Annotated in this window: 14 protein-coding genes; 9 read left to right on the forward strand and 5 right to left on the reverse strand. The window is 37.8% G+C overall.

The features are described 5' to 3' along the window. Nucleotides 1-136 precede the first annotated feature (136 nt). Nucleotides 137-1,252, reverse strand: a complete 1,116-nt coding sequence (locus EL17_RS15885; RefSeq protein ID WP_035076182.1) for a fatty acid desaturase family protein — start codon at nucleotides 1,250-1,252, stop codon at nucleotides 137-139. Nucleotides 1,253-1,882: 630 nt separating this feature from the next. On the opposite strand from EL17_RS15885, the gene EL17_RS15890 reads away from it, so the two are divergent. The 3 genes from EL17_RS15890 (at nucleotide 1,883) to EL17_RS15905 (ending at nucleotide 4,998) form a co-directional block, all read left to right on the forward strand. Then, the gene (locus tag EL17_RS15890; protein ID WP_035076185.1) at nucleotides 1,883-2,323 is read left to right on the forward strand and encodes a UPF0158 family protein; all 441 of its coding nucleotides are present in this window, start codon (nucleotides 1,883-1,885) and stop codon (nucleotides 2,321-2,323) included. A 248-nt stretch (nucleotides 2,324-2,571) separates the two neighbouring features. Beyond that, on the forward strand, nucleotides 2,572-3,387 hold the full coding sequence (locus EL17_RS15900; protein ID WP_051720041.1) for a glycerophosphodiester phosphodiesterase family protein: 816 nt from the start codon (nucleotides 2,572-2,574) through the stop codon (nucleotides 3,385-3,387). A 33-nt stretch (nucleotides 3,388-3,420) separates the two neighbouring features. After that, nucleotides 3,421-4,998 carry a M1 family metallopeptidase gene (locus EL17_RS15905; RefSeq protein ID WP_035076189.1) on the forward strand — a complete coding sequence of 526 codons (1,578 nt, stop codon included), beginning with the start codon at nucleotides 3,421-3,423 and terminating at the stop codon, nucleotides 4,996-4,998. A gap of 4 nt (nucleotides 4,999-5,002) precedes the next feature. Here the strand turns inward: EL17_RS15905 and EL17_RS15910 are convergent, their stop codons facing one another. Further along, nucleotides 5,003-5,218 carry a hypothetical protein gene (locus EL17_RS15910; RefSeq protein WP_035076191.1) on the reverse strand — a complete coding sequence of 72 codons (216 nt, stop codon included), beginning with the start codon at nucleotides 5,216-5,218 and terminating at the stop codon, nucleotides 5,003-5,005. A gap of 359 nt (nucleotides 5,219-5,577) precedes the next feature. After that, complete coding sequence (locus EL17_RS15915; RefSeq protein WP_394332171.1) at nucleotides 5,578-6,858, reverse strand: dipeptidase; 1,281 nt, start codon at nucleotides 6,856-6,858, stop codon at nucleotides 5,578-5,580. Nucleotides 6,859-7,042: 184 nt separating this feature from the next. Between EL17_RS15915 and EL17_RS15920 the strand changes: the two genes are divergently transcribed. The 4 genes from EL17_RS15920 to EL17_RS15935 all read left to right on the forward strand — a co-directional run bounded on the left by EL17_RS15920 (nucleotide 7,043) and on the right by EL17_RS15935 (nucleotide 11,197). Further along, nucleotides 7,043-7,912 carry a YncE family protein gene (locus tag EL17_RS15920; protein WP_035076194.1) on the forward strand — a complete coding sequence of 290 codons (870 nt, stop codon included), beginning with the start codon at nucleotides 7,043-7,045 and terminating at the stop codon, nucleotides 7,910-7,912. A gap of 174 nt (nucleotides 7,913-8,086) precedes the next feature. Further along, a complete protein-coding gene (locus EL17_RS15925; protein ID WP_205623566.1) occupies nucleotides 8,087-9,085 on the forward strand; it encodes an acyl-ACP desaturase in 999 nt (332 codons plus the stop codon). Nucleotides 9,086-9,191: 106 nt separating this feature from the next. Then, complete coding sequence (locus EL17_RS15930) at nucleotides 9,192-10,046, forward strand: pirin family protein (RefSeq protein WP_035076199.1); 855 nt, start codon at nucleotides 9,192-9,194, stop codon at nucleotides 10,044-10,046. Nucleotides 10,047-10,282: 236 nt separating this feature from the next. After that, a complete protein-coding gene (locus tag EL17_RS15935; RefSeq protein ID WP_035076202.1) occupies nucleotides 10,283-11,197 on the forward strand; it encodes a glutaminase in 915 nt (304 codons plus the stop codon). Between the two features lie 75 nt (nucleotides 11,198-11,272). Here the strand turns inward: EL17_RS15935 and recQ are convergent, their stop codons facing one another. Beyond that, the gene (gene recQ / locus EL17_RS15940; protein WP_035076204.1) at nucleotides 11,273-13,396 is read right to left on the reverse strand and encodes a DNA helicase RecQ; all 2,124 of its coding nucleotides are present in this window, start codon (nucleotides 13,394-13,396) and stop codon (nucleotides 11,273-11,275) included. Between the two features lie 365 nt (nucleotides 13,397-13,761). Here recQ and EL17_RS15945 point away from each other — a divergent pair, with 365 nt between their 5' ends. Further along, complete coding sequence (locus EL17_RS15945) at nucleotides 13,762-15,384, forward strand: LVIVD repeat-containing protein (RefSeq protein WP_035076206.1); 1,623 nt, start codon at nucleotides 13,762-13,764, stop codon at nucleotides 15,382-15,384. A gap of 94 nt (nucleotides 15,385-15,478) precedes the next feature. Here the strand turns inward: EL17_RS15945 and rho are convergent, their stop codons facing one another. Continuing rightward, complete coding sequence (gene rho, locus EL17_RS15950; protein ID WP_035076208.1) at nucleotides 15,479-17,335, reverse strand: transcription termination factor Rho; 1,857 nt, start codon at nucleotides 17,333-17,335, stop codon at nucleotides 15,479-15,481. Nucleotides 17,336-17,689: 354 nt separating this feature from the next. Between rho and serS the strand changes: the two genes are divergently transcribed. Then, nucleotides 17,690-18,967: a serine--tRNA ligase gene (gene serS, locus EL17_RS15955; RefSeq protein WP_035076209.1), complete on the forward strand. Its 1,278-nt coding sequence runs from the start codon at nucleotides 17,690-17,692 to the stop codon at nucleotides 18,965-18,967. Nucleotides 18,968-19,050: the final 83 nt, after the last annotated feature.

Consider the following 19,050-nt stretch of genomic DNA (forward strand, 5'->3'; position numbering starts at 1 on the left):
AGTCCAATAATTTAAGAAGTGATATAAAAAGAGAAGCAGGTTATAAAAAAAACAAAACCCGGAAATATGACTTCTCCGGGTTTTGTTTTTTTTAATCTTATATCCAGACAACTAGAAAAAAACGAATATTATTAACTTATGCCTCTACAGCGATCCTTTCTACCGGCAGTACCTGTTCAGCATTACCTGCCTTCTTTAAAAAATTATAATGAGACTTAAGTGCCGAATAAAACGTTTCATTGTCATGGTAAGGCAATCCATGTTCTAATGCAGTCTCTTTTACTATTTCAGACAAAACTGGGTAATGGATATGGCAAATTTTAGGAAATAAATGGTGTTCAACTTGAAAATTCAAGCCTCCACATAAAAATGTGGCCACTTTACTCTTCCTTGCAAAATTAGCAGTAGTCCTAAGCTGGTGCTCTGCCCACGCTTCCTCTATATTTTCATTTTCTTCCGGTTCTGGTAGTGTCGTCTGTTCTACCAGGTGAGCCAGTTGGAAAACCAGGCCCAATACCAGACCTTCTGCAAAATTCATAGCCAAAAATCCAATAGCAAATTGCCACCATGTAATATCCATTACCACTAAAGGGATAATGATAAATAGGCTATAGTAAATAAATTTATAGAAAAACAGATTGAAATATTGAATTTTAGGGTGTTTATTTTGGTGTTTTCCTATACTTTTCTGAAAGAACTTCAGATAATCTTTTCTAAAAAACCAAGACATAGATGCCAATGAATATAGCATGAATGCATAAATATGCTGGTACTTATGAAAACTTTTCTTTTCTTCACTCGGAGAGATCCTTACCATACCCGGCGCGACTTCCAAGTCACCATCGTGTCCAACTATATTAGTATAAGTATGGTGTATTTGATTATGGGTTATGTTCCATACGTAATCATTAGCCCCGATGATGTTAAATAGAAACCCCAAGGTTTTGTTTACCCAGCTTTTAGAAGAATAAGATCCATGAAGTGCATCGTGGCAGATATTGAATCCTATAAATGCCATGGTCATGCCTAAACCCACAGCCAGAAGAAGAGATACCCATATAGAAAAAACTTCGGTAATGATCAGTGCATAAAAACCTACAAAGAAGAGGAGGTAGACAGCTGTTTTTATAGCCATGGCTGTATTGGCTTTTTTGGAAATGTTGTTGGAAACAAAATAATGTTCCACTCTTTTTCTTAAGGTATTAAAAAAGAGGGAATTTTTTGAATCAATAAATTTGATTGTTTGGCTCATAAACTTGGGGTAATGTATATAATTCAGGAGGGCGTATTAGTCTAACTGAATATTCAACCAATTGATTTCGAATTCAGATAATTCTTTTCAAAATTTAATCATACTACGTCCATCATTAATTATTTTTTTTTAATCATCAGGGTTATATCATACAATTATAGGTAATGTATCAAGTATTCCCACTAATGAATAATCTATTTTATCAGAAAATTATGTATTATCCATCTCAGCTTCCAAACGAAGTGATTTTATGCATCAAAGATAATTATAGAAAGTGATTTCTTATTTTATTCATGAAATGAAAAAAAAGATTTTTATCAGTTATGGCAGTTTCATATGGTCATACTGACGATAACAGGGCATGGTTTGTACCTTTTACCTATCGAGATAGAAACCATGTTGTAAAATCTCAACCTGCATATCCATTATTTATCCCCCTTTCTCCTAAAGCTATTAATTATGTGTACCTAATGTTTTAACAATGAAGGATGATTCTCATCCAAACTTTACTTGGCACTGGGGACGGAAATATGGCCATAAAAATATTTTTTTAAGTATAAATCGGTTACGGATTTGATTTTGTTTTTGAACTCCTTATTTTTCTTGAAATTTTCAAACATTCTTTAGATAATGCTATCGCTAGATAAAGCTCAGAAAGAAAAAATCGCCGGATTGCTGATCAAAGGCTTGATTTGTTTCTATAAAATCGATTCCAAAAAAATGTATTCTATGCCGGATGATGAAGATCATTTCAGTTATGACCTTACGCCGGAGGAGGAAGACATTTTGGATGAAATAGAAGAAAATCCAGATAATTATGTAGAATTCATTAGGATGGAGCCCCACCATGAAAGTCTGATCATGGAGGATTTTGCAGACCGACAGGTAAAGGATAAAGGTTTTCAGGAAGAACTTTTCAATGCTTTGGCTAAAAGCAAGGCTGCCTCCAATTTCCGGTTTTTGGTAGAAAGTTCAAAAGAATACAAGGAAAGGTGGCATGAATTTCATCTTTCAAAATATGTAGACTGGGTGCAAGAACAGCTAGACAGTTATAATATAATGGAAGATTAAGCTGCTAATGACAAAATAATGGCCTTACAAAAAAGTAGGGCCAACTTGTTTTTATACGTCCAGCTAAACAGAACAACTACCTTATATTACTTAGAACCATTTAATAAAAGGCTGCCCAGCTTTTTGTTTTTTCTTCAATTTAACTTAAGATCAGTATCCTCCAACTTTAATACACCACTGATACCAAATAGATTTAAAAATAAACAGAGAAGGGCTTATTTGTTCCACAAAAAAAAATTGATTCTTCCATGAAGAAATATTTTCAGCTTTTATTCTTACTGTTGATCCACACGGCTTCCTTTAGCCAGTCCTTAAGACAATTGATCCAAACAGACCTCACTTCCATATGCAGTCATAGGGGAGTAAGTGCCTTAGGAAAAGAAGAGAATAGTATCCAATCGATGTCAGAGGCTCTCTCCCAGGGTATTAAAATACATGAAATAGATATCATGGAAAGTATAGATGGCAAGCTATACCTGTTACATGATGAGACTTTGGACCGGACTACTGATTTAAAAGGATATATAAAGGATACCCATAGCAAAGAACTGGACCAAGGTGTCCTGAAGGGAACAAAAGAACCCATTCCGGCCTTCAAAGCAGCACTTCAATGGGCCAAAGAAAATGGTGCGTACCTGATGTTGGATGTAAAAGCTGCTCCTGTGAAAAAAGTTATGGAAGAAGTTCAATCAATGAATATGATGGATAGGGTGATGCTTTTGACTTTTACTAGAGACAGGACTGACGAAGCTTTGGCATACCCTGAAAAATTCCTTATATCCGCATTAATAAAAGAAATAACAGATATAGATTACTATTTGAAAATATTTCATAATACAGATTTTTTGATAGGGTATATTAACAAAACCGCGGATGCGGAAATTTATCAGCAGGCAAGAAAAGCAGGTGTCACTATTCTCACAGATACAATGGGCGAAGTGGATAAATTGGCCAAGGAAGATGGTGGTAAATCGTATGTGGACTTTATATACGAAAAGAAGCCTGATGTATTGGTCAGCGATTACCCCTTAAAAGTAAAGAAAGCAGTGGAAATGCAATTTTGATCCAAAATGATTATCTTTTCAAAAACATAAAAGATGAAGCACTTTTCATTCCTACTTATAGCATTTCTTATTGCCTCATCAGTATTTGGACAAGATCAACAGAACTGGACTTGGGGAGGCCCTATAGACCCACTCCAGGCAAGGTATGAAGTTCAGAGGTATACTTTATCCTTAGCGTTTTTCCCCGATACGCAAGAAATCCACGGATCCAATCTGGTAGAAATAGCATGTGATGGAAGATTGGATACATTACGGTTAAATCTGATCAACAGGTATACAGTCCATAAAGTAGAAATTTATGAAGAGGAAGTAAATTTCGACCATAAAAATGATATACTTGATATCTACATTCCAGACGGATGTGCCACAGAGGCGAAAATTTACTACGGGGGTAAGACACCTGTAGCGAACAATCCACCCTGGTCTGGGGGATTTACCTGGGAGAAGGATGAAAGTGGGAATCATTGGATGGGACTATCATCCCAAAATGAAGGAGCGAAAATCTTTATGCCTGTAAAGGATCATCCATCCAGTGAACCTAGTAATGGGGTGGATCTATATTTGACAGCACCATCTCCATACTTTATAGCATCCAATGGCCGTCTGGTCAACACGGTACAAGAAGACGATAAAACAACCTATCATTGGTCCACCAATTATCCCATAAACAATTATAATATCAACTTCACCTTGGGAATGCTATATAAAGAAGAGATGACCTATACTTCTATAGAGGGAAATAGCATACCTATGATGGTATTTGTACTGGATGAGAATAAAGATAAGGCCCCGCTTTTATTGAGCGTCCTTGAAAATAGTACCCGGACACATGAAAGTTATTTTGGCGAATTCCCATTCCCTCTAGATAAAATTGCTGTAGTAGAAACACCCTACTTAGGCATGGAGCACCAGACTATAAATGGATACGGAAACAATTTTCAATTCGTCAGAATGGGGGAAACATGGTATGACTGGCTCCTACATCATGAACTGGGGCATGAATGGTGGGGCAATAAAGTCAGTGTAAATGACTGGGCCCATTTTTGGATACATGAAGGCTTTACCGCTTATGGAGACTGGCTATATTTTCTAAAACACGCGGGAGAAGCGGCATATAGAGAAAAAGCAAATTCTGAGAAAAAAAACATAAAACACAAACAAACCCTAGTAGCTCACCATAATGCTACAGCAGAAGAAGCTTATCATGGAGAGATATATACCAAAGGGGCTTACGTGGTTCATTCCCTCAGGTTTATTTTGGGTGATGAGGTGTTTTTCCCTATGCTCAAAGCTATCACAAGTGAGGAGGGCTTTATTTACGAAAACAGTATCACTACCAAAGGACTTATAGATTTTATAGAAAAATATAGCCGAATGGACCTCAAGGAATTTTTTAATTTATACCTGTACACTACAGAAATCCCTGAAGTAAAGATCAATAAAAAAGGAAGAGAAAGATATGAAATCAGCATAACGCCCATCAATCTTCCTGTTGAAATCAAGACCTCCACGGGTACAGAACGTATGATATTAACAAAAAAACCAGTTACTATCAAAAGCGGGTCTACCCCAATAATAGACCCGAATGATTGGTATATGCTTAAAAAATAAATGCTTATCGAACAGATAATTCCTCTTCTTCCAGGGGAAGGTCGATGCCTGGTGGAAGGTCTAAAACAGGGTCGTCATCCTCTCCTTCATCCCCATCATCACCTTTATCATCATCACCATAACCTCCTTTGCTGATAAGCATGATGACCCTAATGATCATAATACCACAGATTATGATCAGTACAAAATAATCAGGATATAAGATTATATATTCTCTCATGACCTACCTTTCATAGTTTACTTGAAGAATAAATATGACTCTTGGTAATCCACTTTTTGGCCGGCCCCTACATCAAAGTAAGGATAAATGGCCTGATGGTAAAATTAAGATATACTAATAACAGACATTCGGACTCCAGAATGTAAGATGAATTGTTACCCTAATGGCCTTGGATAAACCATAAATTATACCAAGAAAGCATATAGCAATATAAAAAAATATCATTATAATTTCAGCAATTAAAATATATAATATTGTATAAAAACCCCAGATAGTGAATAACTTAAAAATGAAACTTGCTGCCCGATGAATAATCTAAAAATTTAAAGGGAGCCCTATGAAGCCCCCTTATGATTGAATCATCCTTCCTGCGCCGCAAAATCTTCTACAGCTTTCCAAACTCTAAAAATATTGCCGCTGCACAATTTTTCTATATCAGCTTTCTTATATCCTCTTTTCAACAATTCTGCTATCAGATTAGGATACATGGAAACATCCTTCAGCCCAGTAGGCAAAGAATCCCCTACTCCATCATAATCTGATCCCAGGCCTACATAATCTATTCCTGCTATAGCCACTACATGATCTATATGGTCAGCCACTTTTTTGACATCCGGAAAGGGATTGTGTTTTGCTGAGTATGCAGTGATATACGCCTGAGCTTCAGGATCATTTCTACTTAAATTCTTTTCTGCCAGCCAATTTACGATGTGTTCACGCACTTCATTTGTTTTTTCTTGGTAGTCCCCATCGATAAAACTTCCTCCGAAATTAATCATGATCACGCCATTGTTTTTAGCCAGCCTTCTGATCATTTCATCATCCATATTCCGTTCAAAGCCTGGGGTGAACTTTCTGGCTGAAGAATGGGAAGCTATCACAGGAACACTAGTTATATCCATCACATCATAAAAAGTATTATCGGATACATGCGATATGTCCACCATAATCCCTACTCGGTTCATTTCTCTCACGACTTCTTCACCATATTCACTGAGCCCACCATGGGTAGCAGCATCATCATAGGAAGAGTCTCCTATAAGATTATCTTTGCCATGGGTAAGGGTAATATACCTGATGCCCTGATCGTAAAAATACTTTACATTGGAAATATTATCTTCGAGAGGTGCCCCGTTTTCCATACCCATGGGCAGAGAGATCAGTCCTTTTTCAAAATTTCTTTTAATATCTGCAGGGGAATAGGCCATAGCAAATTTATCAGGCCATGTTACTGCGATTCTTTCAGTCATTTTGATAAGAGAATCTGCAAAAACCTTTGCACCTCCATTTTCTTGATAACTGGCAGGGATATATATAGACATAAATGGTGCATCAAGGCCACCTTCTTTGGCACGGGGATAGTCAAAATTACCTCCATCTGTCCTTTCAGATACATCGAGCATTTCCCTTTGTAAAGTAAATCCGCCTACTTTCATTCTATAAGGAAGATCTACATGGCCATCCACCATTATAAATTCATGCGCCATTTTTCTAGCTACATCGTGGAGTTCGTCTTCGGAAAGGTCTGTGTACTCCTCATCCTGGTCTGCAGGCGCAGCAGAGCAGGACATGAGAAAGCACACGCCCAAAAACCCAATAAGGGTACTGATCTTAAAATTGGTCTTCATTTGCGTATTCATATTTAAAGGTTTACATAAAAAAATCCAATATAAAAGATAGCTATATCATAATGAAATAAAAATATATAAATGGTCTGCCTAAAATGCATCACTAAATACAGGCCATCCTATTGAAATCACATAGCACAATATATAAAAGAATAAGTATATTAGTATAAAACTTCTACATCCAAAAACTATCAGAATGAAAATCACCAAACTTCCTGTTTGTTTATTGACCTTAATACTAGCATTTACTCATTGTAGCCAAAAGGAAACACAGCAATTCCAAACAGAAACTCAGGAGGGGAAACCGAATCTTTCCTTTTTATGGGAGACCGAGGCTACACTCACTACATGTGAATCTGTACTGTATGACGAGAATACAGATCAAATATTCGTATCCAATATAGAGGGAGACGGAACTGAAAAGGATGGTATAGGATCTATTGCCATTATAGACAAAAAGGGAAATATCGTGAGTAGGAACTGGGTAAAAGGTTTGAATGCCCCAAAGGGAATGGCGATCTTGGACGGTTCGCTTTTTGTCACAGACATTGATGAGCTTTTGGAAATAGACATTGCTACCGCAGAGATAAAAAGACGGTATCCGGTCCAGGGAGCAGAATTTTTAAATGATGCTGCCACTGATGGACAACATATATACTTTTCCGATATGCGCCAAGGAAAAATACACAAAATAGAGAACGGTGAAGTAGTCACTGTAGCAGAAAAACAGATCAATATCAATGGCCTACAGTTCAATAAGCAGGGAGAAATGTATGGTCTCGATGCGGAAGGCATGAAAAGATATGACCATGAAGGAAATTTTGAAATAATCAACGCTACCGTTACAGGGGGTGACGGGCTGGAGCATATCGATGGAGAGAAGTGGCTGGCGAGTAGATGGCAAGGCGAAATTTATTTAATAGACGGTGAAAATGAGCACAAAATTTTGGATACAAAAGCAGAGCAAAGCAATACAGCGGATATTGGTTATATAAAAGAGGACCGGATTTTGTTTGTTCCTACTTTCCAAAAAAACAAAGTGGTGGCATATAAGTTAACTTACTGAGGGATACACAAAATATTTATTCTGCTCCATGGCATGTGGAAATTATTATTATCCTTAAATTGCCGGATAAAAATTAGTAAGGCCTCTTATTACTTTCGGGCACTTACAGCTTAACTTACCCTAGTAGCTCATAAGAAAACATATAGCCGTCAGCAGAAGGAAAATCGACAGATTATGAAAACGCAAACAACTAATTACGAATTAGAAAAAAACATTGAGGTCATCAGCCAACTTGATGATTTCGTAGGCAAAACGGTGGACACCGTTCTTGTAGATCCAGATGATTGTTGGCAGCCCACTGATTTCCTTCCTGACATGTCTCAACCGGATGCGTTGGACCAGGTTAAATTACTTCAGGAAAGATGTGCCGCTATCCCAGATACCGTTATTACCTCCCTGATAGGAAATATGATCACTGAAGAAGCCCTTCCCAGTTATCAGACATATTTCAATCTTTTGGAGGGAATTAACCCCGAAGGAAATCTTCTAAGCCCTTCTGGATGGGTGCGATGGTCCAAAGCCTGGACTGCAGAAGAAAACAGGCATGGCGATCTGCTTAATAAATATCTTTACCTTTCAGGCAGGGCAGATATGAAAAAAGTAGAGCAAACCATTCACAGGTTGATCTATAATGGATTTGACCCACGATCTGAACAAGATCCCTATCAAGCCATTATTTATACTTCCTTCCAAGAAAGAGCTACTAAAGTATCCCATGTCAACACAGGAAAACTTGCGGATAAAGCAGGTGATGATGTGCTTTCCCGAATCTGTAAAACCATAGCAGGAGATGAAGCCCGACATGAAAAGGCCTACAAATCTTTTATGTCCCAAATCTTTGATATAGATCCTAGTGGGGCCATGATTGCTTTCGAAACCATGATGAGAAAGCAGATCGTAATGCCTGCAGTTTTGATGGGAGATGGAGGATCCAATCCTTCTTTATTTAACCAGTTCTCTGCCATAACCCAAAAAATAGGGGTGTATACAGGATGGGACTATGCCAGGATAATAGACCATTTGGTAAAATTATGGGAAGTTGAGTCCAAAACAGGACTCAATGATGTAGCTGCAAAAGCCCAGGAATATCTTTCTGGTCTGGCCTCCAGATATATGAGGTTAGCCGATAGGTTAAAGACACCTGATGAAATCAGCCTAGCATGGCTGAAATAGTAAGATTTGAAAAGCTTGATAATATTCAAGCTTTTTTTAATTTATTCCCGATTTTTCAAACAATTGCTACTCATGCGGGGTAAATGAATATAACTATACCTAAACTATGCTAAAAATTAAAAGAATACATTCTGCAGTTTTAAAACCTATAGCGGACCTTATCACCTATAGTCCTTTACCATCTGCCGAATTAAGGCATATAGATCCATTTTTATTTTTAAATCATCATGGTCATCAGGTATACCCTAAAGGTAACAACGGTTTGCCATTTGGACCCCACCCACATCGGGGCATGGAGACAGTCACATTTATATTGGAAGGTGATATCATGCATAAAGATTCCGGCGGGCATGAATCAGTCATAGAATCAGGTGGGGTACAATGGATGACGGCCGGCAAAGGGCTGATCCATGCTGAAGTAAGTTCTACAAAATTCAAGGACATTGGTGGTGATCTGGAGATACTTCAGCTATGGGTAAACTTACCCTCCAAATATAAAATGGTGGAACCAAGATATATAGGGTTACAAAAAAATGAAATAACCAGTTTCACCCTGGACAGCCAAAATATCCAGGTGCAGCTAATAGCAGGGGAATGGGATGGACATAAGGGGTCATTCCCTACTTTAACCCCCATATTTCTTAGCAGCATCTCCATGACCAAGGGCGGAGGCTTCACTAAAAAAATTCCAAAGGGGGAAAATGTATTTTTTTATATCGTAAAAGGCTCGGTAGAGGTAAACGGTAAAGATATCAAATTACGTCATTTAGTAGAGTTCACAGATGAAGGAGGAGCGATTTTAATAGGTGCTTCAAGTGATGCCCATATCATTTTTGGACACTCGGCCCCATTTAATGAACCGATAGTGGCACAGGGACCTTTTGTAATGAATTCGCAGAAAGAAATATCCGAATCTTACAGGGATTATCAAGAGGGAAAGTTTGGTAAATGGATAGGTTAAATCATACCATCTTCCCAATATAAAGACATAACGCACCTAAACATATGCGAGAATATCTAACCCAGAATTTTAAATACAAACATAGAAAAGCCCTGTTTCATTAATAATCCTAGTAACATAGAAGTCTATTGTCTATGGTATTACATACTAATGCTATAGGCTCCGATATTGGGAACAATGATTGTATCTAATCTTTACATAATAAAATTAACCTAATCTTATATAATTATATTTTTATGGATTATCAAGCTTTGATAGATGAAGTATATCAGGAAGTCTCATCGATGGGACTAAAAGGAAAAGTGGCAGATTATATTCCTCAGTTAGCTGATATAGATCCTGAACTTTTTGGACTGGCCCTTGTAGATCTGGAGGGAAATATATATGGAGCCGGAGATTATAGAAAGGAATTTTCTATACAAAGCATATCCAAAGTCCATACCCTCACCATGGTGATGCATGTATTTAAGAGTAAACTATGGCACCGTGTCAATGTGGAGCCTAGTGGCAATCCATTTAATTCAGTAGCGCAGCTGGAATATGAAAAGGGCATCCCCAGAAACCCCTTCATAAATGCCGGTGCTCTGGTGATCACCGATGCCCTGGTCTCTAAGTATGAAAATCCCGAAAAAGATATCATTGACTTCATAAATGACATCACAGGACATAAATCCGTAAAAGTAAATGAGCTGGTTCACCAATCGGAAATTGACCATTCAGACCGTAATATGGCTTTGGCCCATTTCTTAAAAGCCCATAATAATTTTAACAACAATATAGACAGGGTGCTGGATGTATATACTTACGCCTGCTCTTTGGAGATGAACTGTATAGATTTGGCACGTTCTTTTAGTTTCTTTGCCAATGATGGATATTGCATATTCGCAAAAAGACGGATACTTTCTCAAAGCCATAACCAAAGGATAAATTCACTGATGCTGACCTGCGGTTTTTATGACGAATCTGGAGAATTTGCGTTTAGGGTAGGCCTTCCCGGTAAGAGTGGTGTAGGAGGTGGTGTGGCAGCTGTACTACCTGGCAAATTCAGCGTGGCCGCATTCAGCCCTCAATTAAACGAAAAAGGCAACTCACTTAAAGCGATGAAAGCATTGGAACTCCTCACCACCAAACTTGAATTTTCATTGTTTTAGCAATTTTATCACTTAGATAAGTGTTGAATGACCTTAAAAATTAACCTTTAGAAAAGGTTTTAAATCAGCTATCGATCATGCTTCGGCTAGCGCTACTTTAATCTGAAAATAAGAAAACCTATCTCCAAAATTTTCTTTGACAGGTTTGAGCTTCATATCTTCCAAACGTCTATAAAATAGCCTGATAGTCAAAATGTCATCTTTGGACAATATGGTTTCCGCTGCTATTTTTTTATTTTTAACAAGGGTTACGATATGATTCTCTACGGTCATAGAGGTCATCCCTCTTTTTTCTGCAATCTGGTAAGGGTTTAATCCGTCTTTATACAATTGCAAAGTGATTTTTTCTGTATCACTTATAGCGGTGCTTCCGGATCTGGAGGGAGATTTCCTTGATACCAATTTTTTACGTGGCTCTAAGCCATGCATTTTAACATATGCCTGGATTACTTCCAGCAAAGCATTACCATAGCTTTGTGCTTTTACCTGACCTATCCCGGTGATATCCAATAAGTCTTTTTCCTTCACCGGAAAATAGGTGGCCAATTCTACCAGAGTAGCATCAGAAAACACAATATAAGGAGGTACCCCTTCTTTTTGAGCTAGATGATACCTTAAAACCTTTAGTTTTTCAAAAAGTCCCTCATCGTGTTGGGAAATATTTTTGGTAGTAGTGAAAGTAGCTTCTGAGGCTAATAATATTTTATCTTTCTTCTTAAGCTTTTCCCATGCCAGGGTAGTCAACTTTAATGTGGGGAAAGTATTACCAGCTTCTGCCAAATATCCTGCTTTTATTAGCTGGGCTCCCAATTCTTTCCAATAAACTTCGGTTTGATGCTGCCCTATCCCAAACACTGATAATGATTTATGTTCATCTTGTATCTTATTGGACTTAGATCCCTTTAAAACAAGAATAACATATCCTAACCCAAATGCTTCATTCAGTCTCGCCACAGCAGAAAGTAGCATTTGGGAAGGAACGGTCATATCCCGCTGATTGTCCCTACCAAAACAAACATCACAATTTCCGCAATGATCAGGGTGGTCCTCGCCAAAATAATTCATCAGGTATTTCCTTCTGCAGATATTGGTCTGGCCATATGTCCTCATCTTGGCAAGTTTACCTTTCATTACCTTTATATAAGCAGGATTATCTGCCTTTTCTAACATGCGTTCCAGCGTAATGCTATCTCCTACACTAAAAAACATAAGCGCATCGCTGGGCAAGCCATCCCTCCCGGCTCTACCGGTTTCCTGATAATACCCTTCAATATTTTGGGGCATATTCATATGGACCACAAATCTTACATTGGATTTATCTATCCCCATACCAAAGGCTATAGTGGCCACCATGATTTTCACTTCATCTTTAATAAACCTTTCCTGGTTTTGATCCCTTACTTCACGCGGCAGTCCGGCATGATAGGCTAAAGCTTTAAGTCCTGCATGCTGGAGTTTTTCAGCGGTTTCCTCAGTTTGCTTACGAGATAGGCAGTAGATGATGCCGCTATTTTTCTGGTGACTTTCCAAAAACTCCAAGAGCTTGTCAAAAGATTGCTGTTTAGGAGCGACTTTGTATGTAATATTTTCCCTATCAAAAGAAGAAATAAACCATTTTGGGGATTTAAAGCCAAGTTTATCTGAAATGTCCTGTCTGGTAAGCTTATCGGCTGTAGCTGTCAAAGCTATGAAAGGAATATTAGAAAAATGTTTTCGAAGATCGCCTATTTTCAGATATTCCGGTCTGAAATCATGGCCCCATTGAGAGACACAATGTGCTTCATCTACAGCAATCAACGATAGATTGGCCTGCTTGAGAAAATCCAATAAGGGGGAATTTCCAGAAAACAATCGTTCGGGAGCAACGTATAGTAATTTGATCTTACCTTGTATTACTGCTTGTGACACATACCTTTGTTCACTTTGGCTCTGGGTAGAATTCATAAAAGCGGCTGGAATCCCATTTGAATTCAGGGCATCTACCTGGTCTTTCATTAACGCTATTAAAGGGCTAATGACCAATGTAAACCCATCAAATACCATAGCAGGAATTTGATAACATACTGATTTCCCACCACCGGTGGGCATAAGGACGATGGTGTCCTGCTTTGCCATTACGGTGTTAATTATAGCTTCCTGATTACCTCTAAATCCATTGTAGCCATAAAAGTTTTTTAATATTTCTAGAGGTTGCTTCATGCGGGACAGTATATTAAAAATGTATACAAATTTAACAAAATATGGCCTAAGAAGGAAGCATATTGATTTAATCCATTCCCTGTATTTGTATATTACATGGTTAAATATATCTTAATAGATGGAATAACCCCTTTTTGAAGAATATATATAAAACACCTGCATTATTTTTGGAAAAAAAATAGTCTACATTCAAAATCCATTTTTTTCAGCTCTAACAACAATAACATCTATTCAAACAAAATATAAAATTGAATAATATTATAAATTACAATTTTTATTACTATAAATAAATAATATTGGTATAAAATATTGTCTTAATAGAAATTATACTATTTATTTGGGCAAATATTTGATTTCAAATTTTTATGAAGAAGCATCCATTACTATTAAATGTACTCGTAGGATTATTATTGTTTTCCTGCAGCCAAGAAGAGGAAGACCAGCTCCCACTGTTTAATAATGATGAACATATTGTTCTTAATACTTCGACCGATTTAAACAGTAGGGTTAAAAAAGATGGTATTGGGGTAGTTGGAATCATTTCTAAAAACAATCCTACCGGTAAGTACATGAAAAGCGGGGATAGTAAAATCCCAGGTTCATGGCCTATAGAAATGATCGGGCAAATCAATCTTCCAAAATTTGAAGGAAATACTCTTCACCTTACAGGGATAGATATTTTTGACAACCATGCATTTATCACTTATAAAGGAGATGATAACCTGTACCTAGGTGCCATAGAGATATTGGATCTTTCTTCCCAAAGCCAGCCAAAAATCATGAGCCAGGCCATATTTACGAATGCAAGTTTAAATGATGTAAAATACTCTCAGGGTAAATTATATATACCCGCGACCTTCAACATGGATTCAGATCCAAAATTAAAAAGCCGCGCAAACATAATTACAGTAAGCACCTCAAACGGAGTGTTTTCAGGAGATTTCAGAATAGATCCCTTAAAAGGAGAACATGCCACTGGCGTATCTGTAAGCGATAACCATATCATCACATCCAGCTCTAATAAAGGCATCATCTCTTTACTTAACAAAAGTAATTCAGCCATAGTCAAAGAAATGGATTTCCCGGATTTAAAGCAGGTAGTTTATGCATCCAATAGAATAGTGGCCTTAAATGAAAAGGGAGAAATAAGCTTATTAGATCCCAATTCATTAAATATCATAAAAACTATCAAGATGGGCGGTCATCTTCCTTTGTCCATAGAGGCCCATAATGGTCTGCTTTATGTTTCTGAAGGAAGTTTAGGATCCACTGTATATGACCTATCTTCGGCCAATCAAATGACTAAATTAAACATCCCCCAAAAAGACCCCAATAATAAAGCTCATTCTACTCAACATATTTCTTCAAATGACAAATTATTATTGATGGCAAATGGGGCCGCAGGGATGAGCATATTCGAATTGAAGCATAACCATGTAATTGAGGAACTAGGGAATTTAGAACTAAAAGCAACCCCAGATATGGTTAAAACCAGCAATCAATACATCATAGCTTCATCAAAAAAATCTGGAACACATATACTTAGAATTAACACTACTCATCAGATCAACGATAATGGATGTGCCGGCTTAAAAGCTTATGATGACTGCAGCTGGATTATCGTAAAAGCCAATAGACCTCAGGCCTATTCCGGTATTACCGCAGCTGATGGTTTGGAAGTAAGTGATCAACTGACCTATTGCGGTTCATTATCTATCAAAAATTTCATAAGCGTGCATCCTAAAGGTTCATTTAATATGCGTGGAAATTTGACGGTAGGTTCATTTGGCAGAAATACGGGCATGATCATAAATGAAAGATTTACAGTCGAAGGCAATGTGGTTATATATGGCAACCTTTTTATTAACAAAAATGCTAAAATTGAATTTCTAGGCGATGATTCGAAGATCACTGTACATGGTAAAGTCACCAAACAAGATGGACATAGTATCAAAGGGAAGTTCAATGATACCGAGGGGAAATTTTAACCAACTACCAAATACCCTCTCTGAAAGGGCAAAAATGACAAAAGCATTCCATGTAGGAATGCTTTTGTGGTACAATATAGTCAATTTTAGTTGCTTAGCTGTTCATACTGATCAGAAACTCAGAATTATCTCTGGTACCTTTCATTCGTTGAAGAAGGAATTCCATTGCTTCTTGGGAAGTCATATCTGACATCAGTTTTCTTAAAATCCAAACGCGCTGCATTTCTTCTTTGTCCATAAGCAGATCCTCTCTTCTGGTACCAGATCCCGGTACATCAATAGCAGGATAAATTCGACGGTTAGAAAGTTTTCTATCAAGAGAAAGTTCCATGTTACCGGTACCTTTAAATTCTTCAAAGATTACTTCATCCATTTTAGATCCTGTTTCTACAAGTGCTGTAGCTATTATGGTCAATGAGCCACCATTCTCCACATTCCTTGCTGCTCCAAAAAATCTTTTGGGTTTATGAAGTGCATTGGCATCCACACCACCTGAAAGTATTTTACCAGATGATGGCACCACAGTATTATAGGCACGTGCTAACCTGGTAATAGAATCCAAAAGTATCACCACATCATGACCGCATTCTACCATTCTCTTGGCTTTTTCCAGTACCATAGAAGCTACCTTTACGTGACGGTCTGCCTGCTCGTCAAAAGTGGAAGAGATTACTTCAGCTTTTACTGATCTGGCCATTTCTGTCACCTCTTCAGGACGTTCATCGATCAGTAATATCATAAGATGAACTTCAGGATGGTTTTCGGCTATAGCATTAGCTATTTTCTGTAGCAACACAGTCTTACCTGTCTTTGGCTGTGCTACTATCATACCTCGCTGTCCTTTACCTATCGGAGCAAATAGATCTACTATACGGGTGGACATATTATCTGCCTTGGTAGTAAGGTTTAATCTTTCCTCAGGAAACAATGGTGTAAGGTATTCAAAAGGAATCCTATCACGGATCTCTTCAGTAGTTTTACCGTTTACTGTCCCAACTTTAAGAAGGGCAAAATATTTTTCGCCTTCTTTGGGAGGACGGATCTGACCTTTTATATTATCACCTACCTTGAGCCCAAAAAGTTTGATCTGCGAAGGTGAAACGTAAATGTCATCAGGAGAGGCCAAATAATTATAATCCAACGATCTCAAAAACCCATAACCATCAGACATGATCTCTAGCACTCCCTCATTTTCGATGATGCCATCAAAATCTTTAATGCTGATATTTGTCTTTCTCTTAGGGGTAGGAGTTTCTTGGGTGGCAGTACCAGGATTATTGTCTCTCGCTTCTCTCTTTCTTGGCTGTTGATCCTGTTCTTGAGGCAAGGTGGGCTGAGCATCATCTTCCACAGCTCTTTTTCTGGGTCTGAATGATCGGGTCTGCCCCTCTTCTTCTGACTTGGTTTCCCCTGCTGGTTTAGGATCTCTTATATCTCCTGTGGATTTTTCTTTAAGTACTTCTTTACCTGCATCTTTGTGTAGGTCTTTTCTGGCATCTTCTTTTTTTGATTCAGCCTTTTTAGTATCTACACTGATCGCATTTTCTTTAGTAGAATCAGCCTTAGGTGCGTTATCCTTTTTAGGCTCTTCTTTTTTAAATGCTTTTTTGGGTGCCTCTTTTCTTTCTTCTGGTTTAGAAGCTTCTTTAGCGACTTCCCCTTTTGGAAGTTCTGTCACATTTTGACGCTTAAACTTTGGCTTTGAAGGCTCTTCCGATGTTGCTGTTTTATTTTCAGAAGAGGAAGGGGTTTCGGCTTTTGGCTCTTCTGATTCTACTTTGGAGGGCTTTTTCTTAGGGAGGGCTTTTTCCGGCGTGATTGCCTGTTGATCCAAAATGGCGTAAACCAGTTCTTCTTTTTTTAGGGATTTAAAATTTTTAACCCCCATTTCTTCTGCTATCTCTTTTAATTCAGATAACAACCTGATTTTTAGTTCTTCTATGTTATACATAAAAAGCTGTAATTACTCGATGGTATGAATTGAAGTAAGTATTATGAAATGTCTTGATTGGGAAACAAAAAGGTCTTCAGGATAATTAAAAATTTCCGGGACCGGAAACTTTGCTACTGTGACTTTGCAATAATACTATAAGGAATTGGAATACGCAAATTTTATAGTAGCTTAATCCGTTATTAGACAAGTTATTTGATATTTATCTTTATATACATGGATAAACTCATTTTGTTTTTCATTTTAATAGATTTTTTTCCAAAGCTTGCTTCATGCACAATATATAGTTAAGTCTTATATCTCCTCTTGATTTTACTATATTTGCCTTTGGTTAAACAGCGGAAATCACATAAAATGTTACAGGTACATCAGATAAAAGACAATTACGAAACTGTTTTGTCAGGATTAGCGAAAAGGAACTTCCCTAATGCAGAAAATATCTTACAGCAAGTATTGGAAATAGATCAAAAGAGGCGGGACACACAACTGGAAAGAGACCAGCTTCAGGCGGAATCCAACAGCATCTCCAAAAAGATCGGTCAATACATGCAGCAAGGAAAAAAAGAGGATGCTGATAAGATAAAACTAAGGACAGGAGAGATCAAAGGTCTTATCAAAGACCTGGAAACTAGATATAGCATCGCTGAAGAAGAACTGAAACAATTGCTATATACCATTCCCAATATTCCACACAGCAGTGTTCCTGCAGGAAAAACGCCTGAAGATAACCAAGTTGTATTGGAAAACGGTAACATACCTCAACTTTATGAAGGCAGACTGCCCCATTGGGACCTGATAAAAAAGTATGACATCATCGATTTTGATCTAGGTGTAAAAATAGCAGGAGCAGGATTTCCGGTATATAAAGGTAAGGGAGCCAGACTGCAGAGAGCTTTAATTAATTTTTTCTTAAATGAAGCAGCTCAGCAGGGATATATGGAAGTACAGCCTCCCATACTTGTAAATGAAGAATCTGGATATGCTACGGGGCAATTGCCCGATAAGGAAGGACAGATGTATCTAGCTACGGCGGATAATCTATACCTCATCCCTACTGCCGAGGTGCCCATTACTAATTTATATAGGGATGTTATTCTTAGCCAAAGTGACTTTCCTATAAAAAATGTAGGTTTTACGCCGTGCTTTAGAAGAGAAGCCGGCAGCTGGGGAGCACATGTAAGAGGACTGAACAGGTTACACCAGTTTGATAAAGTCGAGATCGTTCAGATCACACATCCAGACAAATCCTATGAAGCCCTGGAAGATATGAGCCTTTACGTACAGTCTCTCCTTCAAAAACTGGGATTACCATACAGGGTACTCAGACTATGTGGTGGAGATATGGGTTTTACTTCTGCTTTAACTTATGATATGGAAGTATATTCTGCCGCACAGGAAAGATGGCTTGAGGTAAGCTCTGTAAGCAACTTTGAAACTTACCAGTCCAACCGCCTAAAATTAAGGTTTAAAGGGGAGGAAAAGAAAACCACCACCCTAGCCCATACGCTCAATGGAAGTGCACTCGCATTACCCAGAATAGTAGCCTCAATATTAGAAAACAACCAGACGGAAAAAGGCATCAGAATGCCGGAAGTTCTCATTCCTTATTTAGGTTTTGAATGGATAGATTGATAGTTTATATATAAACATTTATCCAAAGTAAGCTAAGACACTTAGAAAATATAATGTCTTGGCTTACTTTTTTCATGTCTTTA

The organism is Anditalea andensis (assembly GCF_000714815.1).
In the GTDB taxonomy this organism is placed as follows: Bacteria; Bacteroidota; Bacteroidia; order Cytophagales; family Cyclobacteriaceae; genus Anditalea; species Anditalea andensis.

Bases quoted from the DNA above. Each gene is read 5' to 3' on its own strand.
- EL17_RS15885 (WP_035076182.1), bottom strand. From the start codon at position 1,252: ATGAGCCAAACAATCAAATTTATTGATTCAAAAAATTCCCTCTTTTTT.
- EL17_RS15890 (WP_035076185.1), top strand. From the start codon at position 1,883: ATGCTATCGCTAGATAAAGCTCAGAAAGAAAAAATCGCCGGATTGCTG.
- EL17_RS15900 (WP_051720041.1), top strand. From the start codon at position 2,572: ATGAAGAAATATTTTCAGCTTTTATTCTTACTGTTGATCCACACGGCT.
- EL17_RS15905 (WP_035076189.1), top strand. From the start codon at position 3,421: ATGAAGCACTTTTCATTCCTACTTATAGCATTTCTTATTGCCTCATCA.
- EL17_RS15910 (WP_035076191.1), bottom strand. From the start codon at position 5,218: ATGAGAGAATATATAATCTTATATCCTGATTATTTTGTACTGATCATA.
- EL17_RS15915 (WP_394332171.1), bottom strand. From the start codon at position 6,858: ATGAATACGCAAATGAAGACCAATTTTAAGATCAGTACCCTTATTGGG.
- EL17_RS15920 (WP_035076194.1), top strand. From the start codon at position 7,043: ATGAAAATCACCAAACTTCCTGTTTGTTTATTGACCTTAATACTAGCA.
- EL17_RS15925 (WP_205623566.1), top strand. From the start codon at position 8,087: ATGAAAACGCAAACAACTAATTACGAATTAGAAAAAAACATTGAGGTC.
- EL17_RS15930 (WP_035076199.1), top strand. From the start codon at position 9,192: ATGCTAAAAATTAAAAGAATACATTCTGCAGTTTTAAAACCTATAGCG.
- EL17_RS15935 (WP_035076202.1), top strand. From the start codon at position 10,283: ATGGATTATCAAGCTTTGATAGATGAAGTATATCAGGAAGTCTCATCG.
- recQ (WP_035076204.1), bottom strand. From the start codon at position 13,396: ATGAAGCAACCTCTAGAAATATTAAAAAACTTTTATGGCTACAATGGA.
- EL17_RS15945 (WP_035076206.1), top strand. From the start codon at position 13,762: ATGAAGAAGCATCCATTACTATTAAATGTACTCGTAGGATTATTATTG.
- rho (WP_035076208.1), bottom strand. From the start codon at position 17,335: ATGTATAACATAGAAGAACTAAAAATCAGGTTGTTATCTGAATTAAAA.
- serS (WP_035076209.1), top strand. From the start codon at position 17,690: ATGTTACAGGTACATCAGATAAAAGACAATTACGAAACTGTTTTGTCA.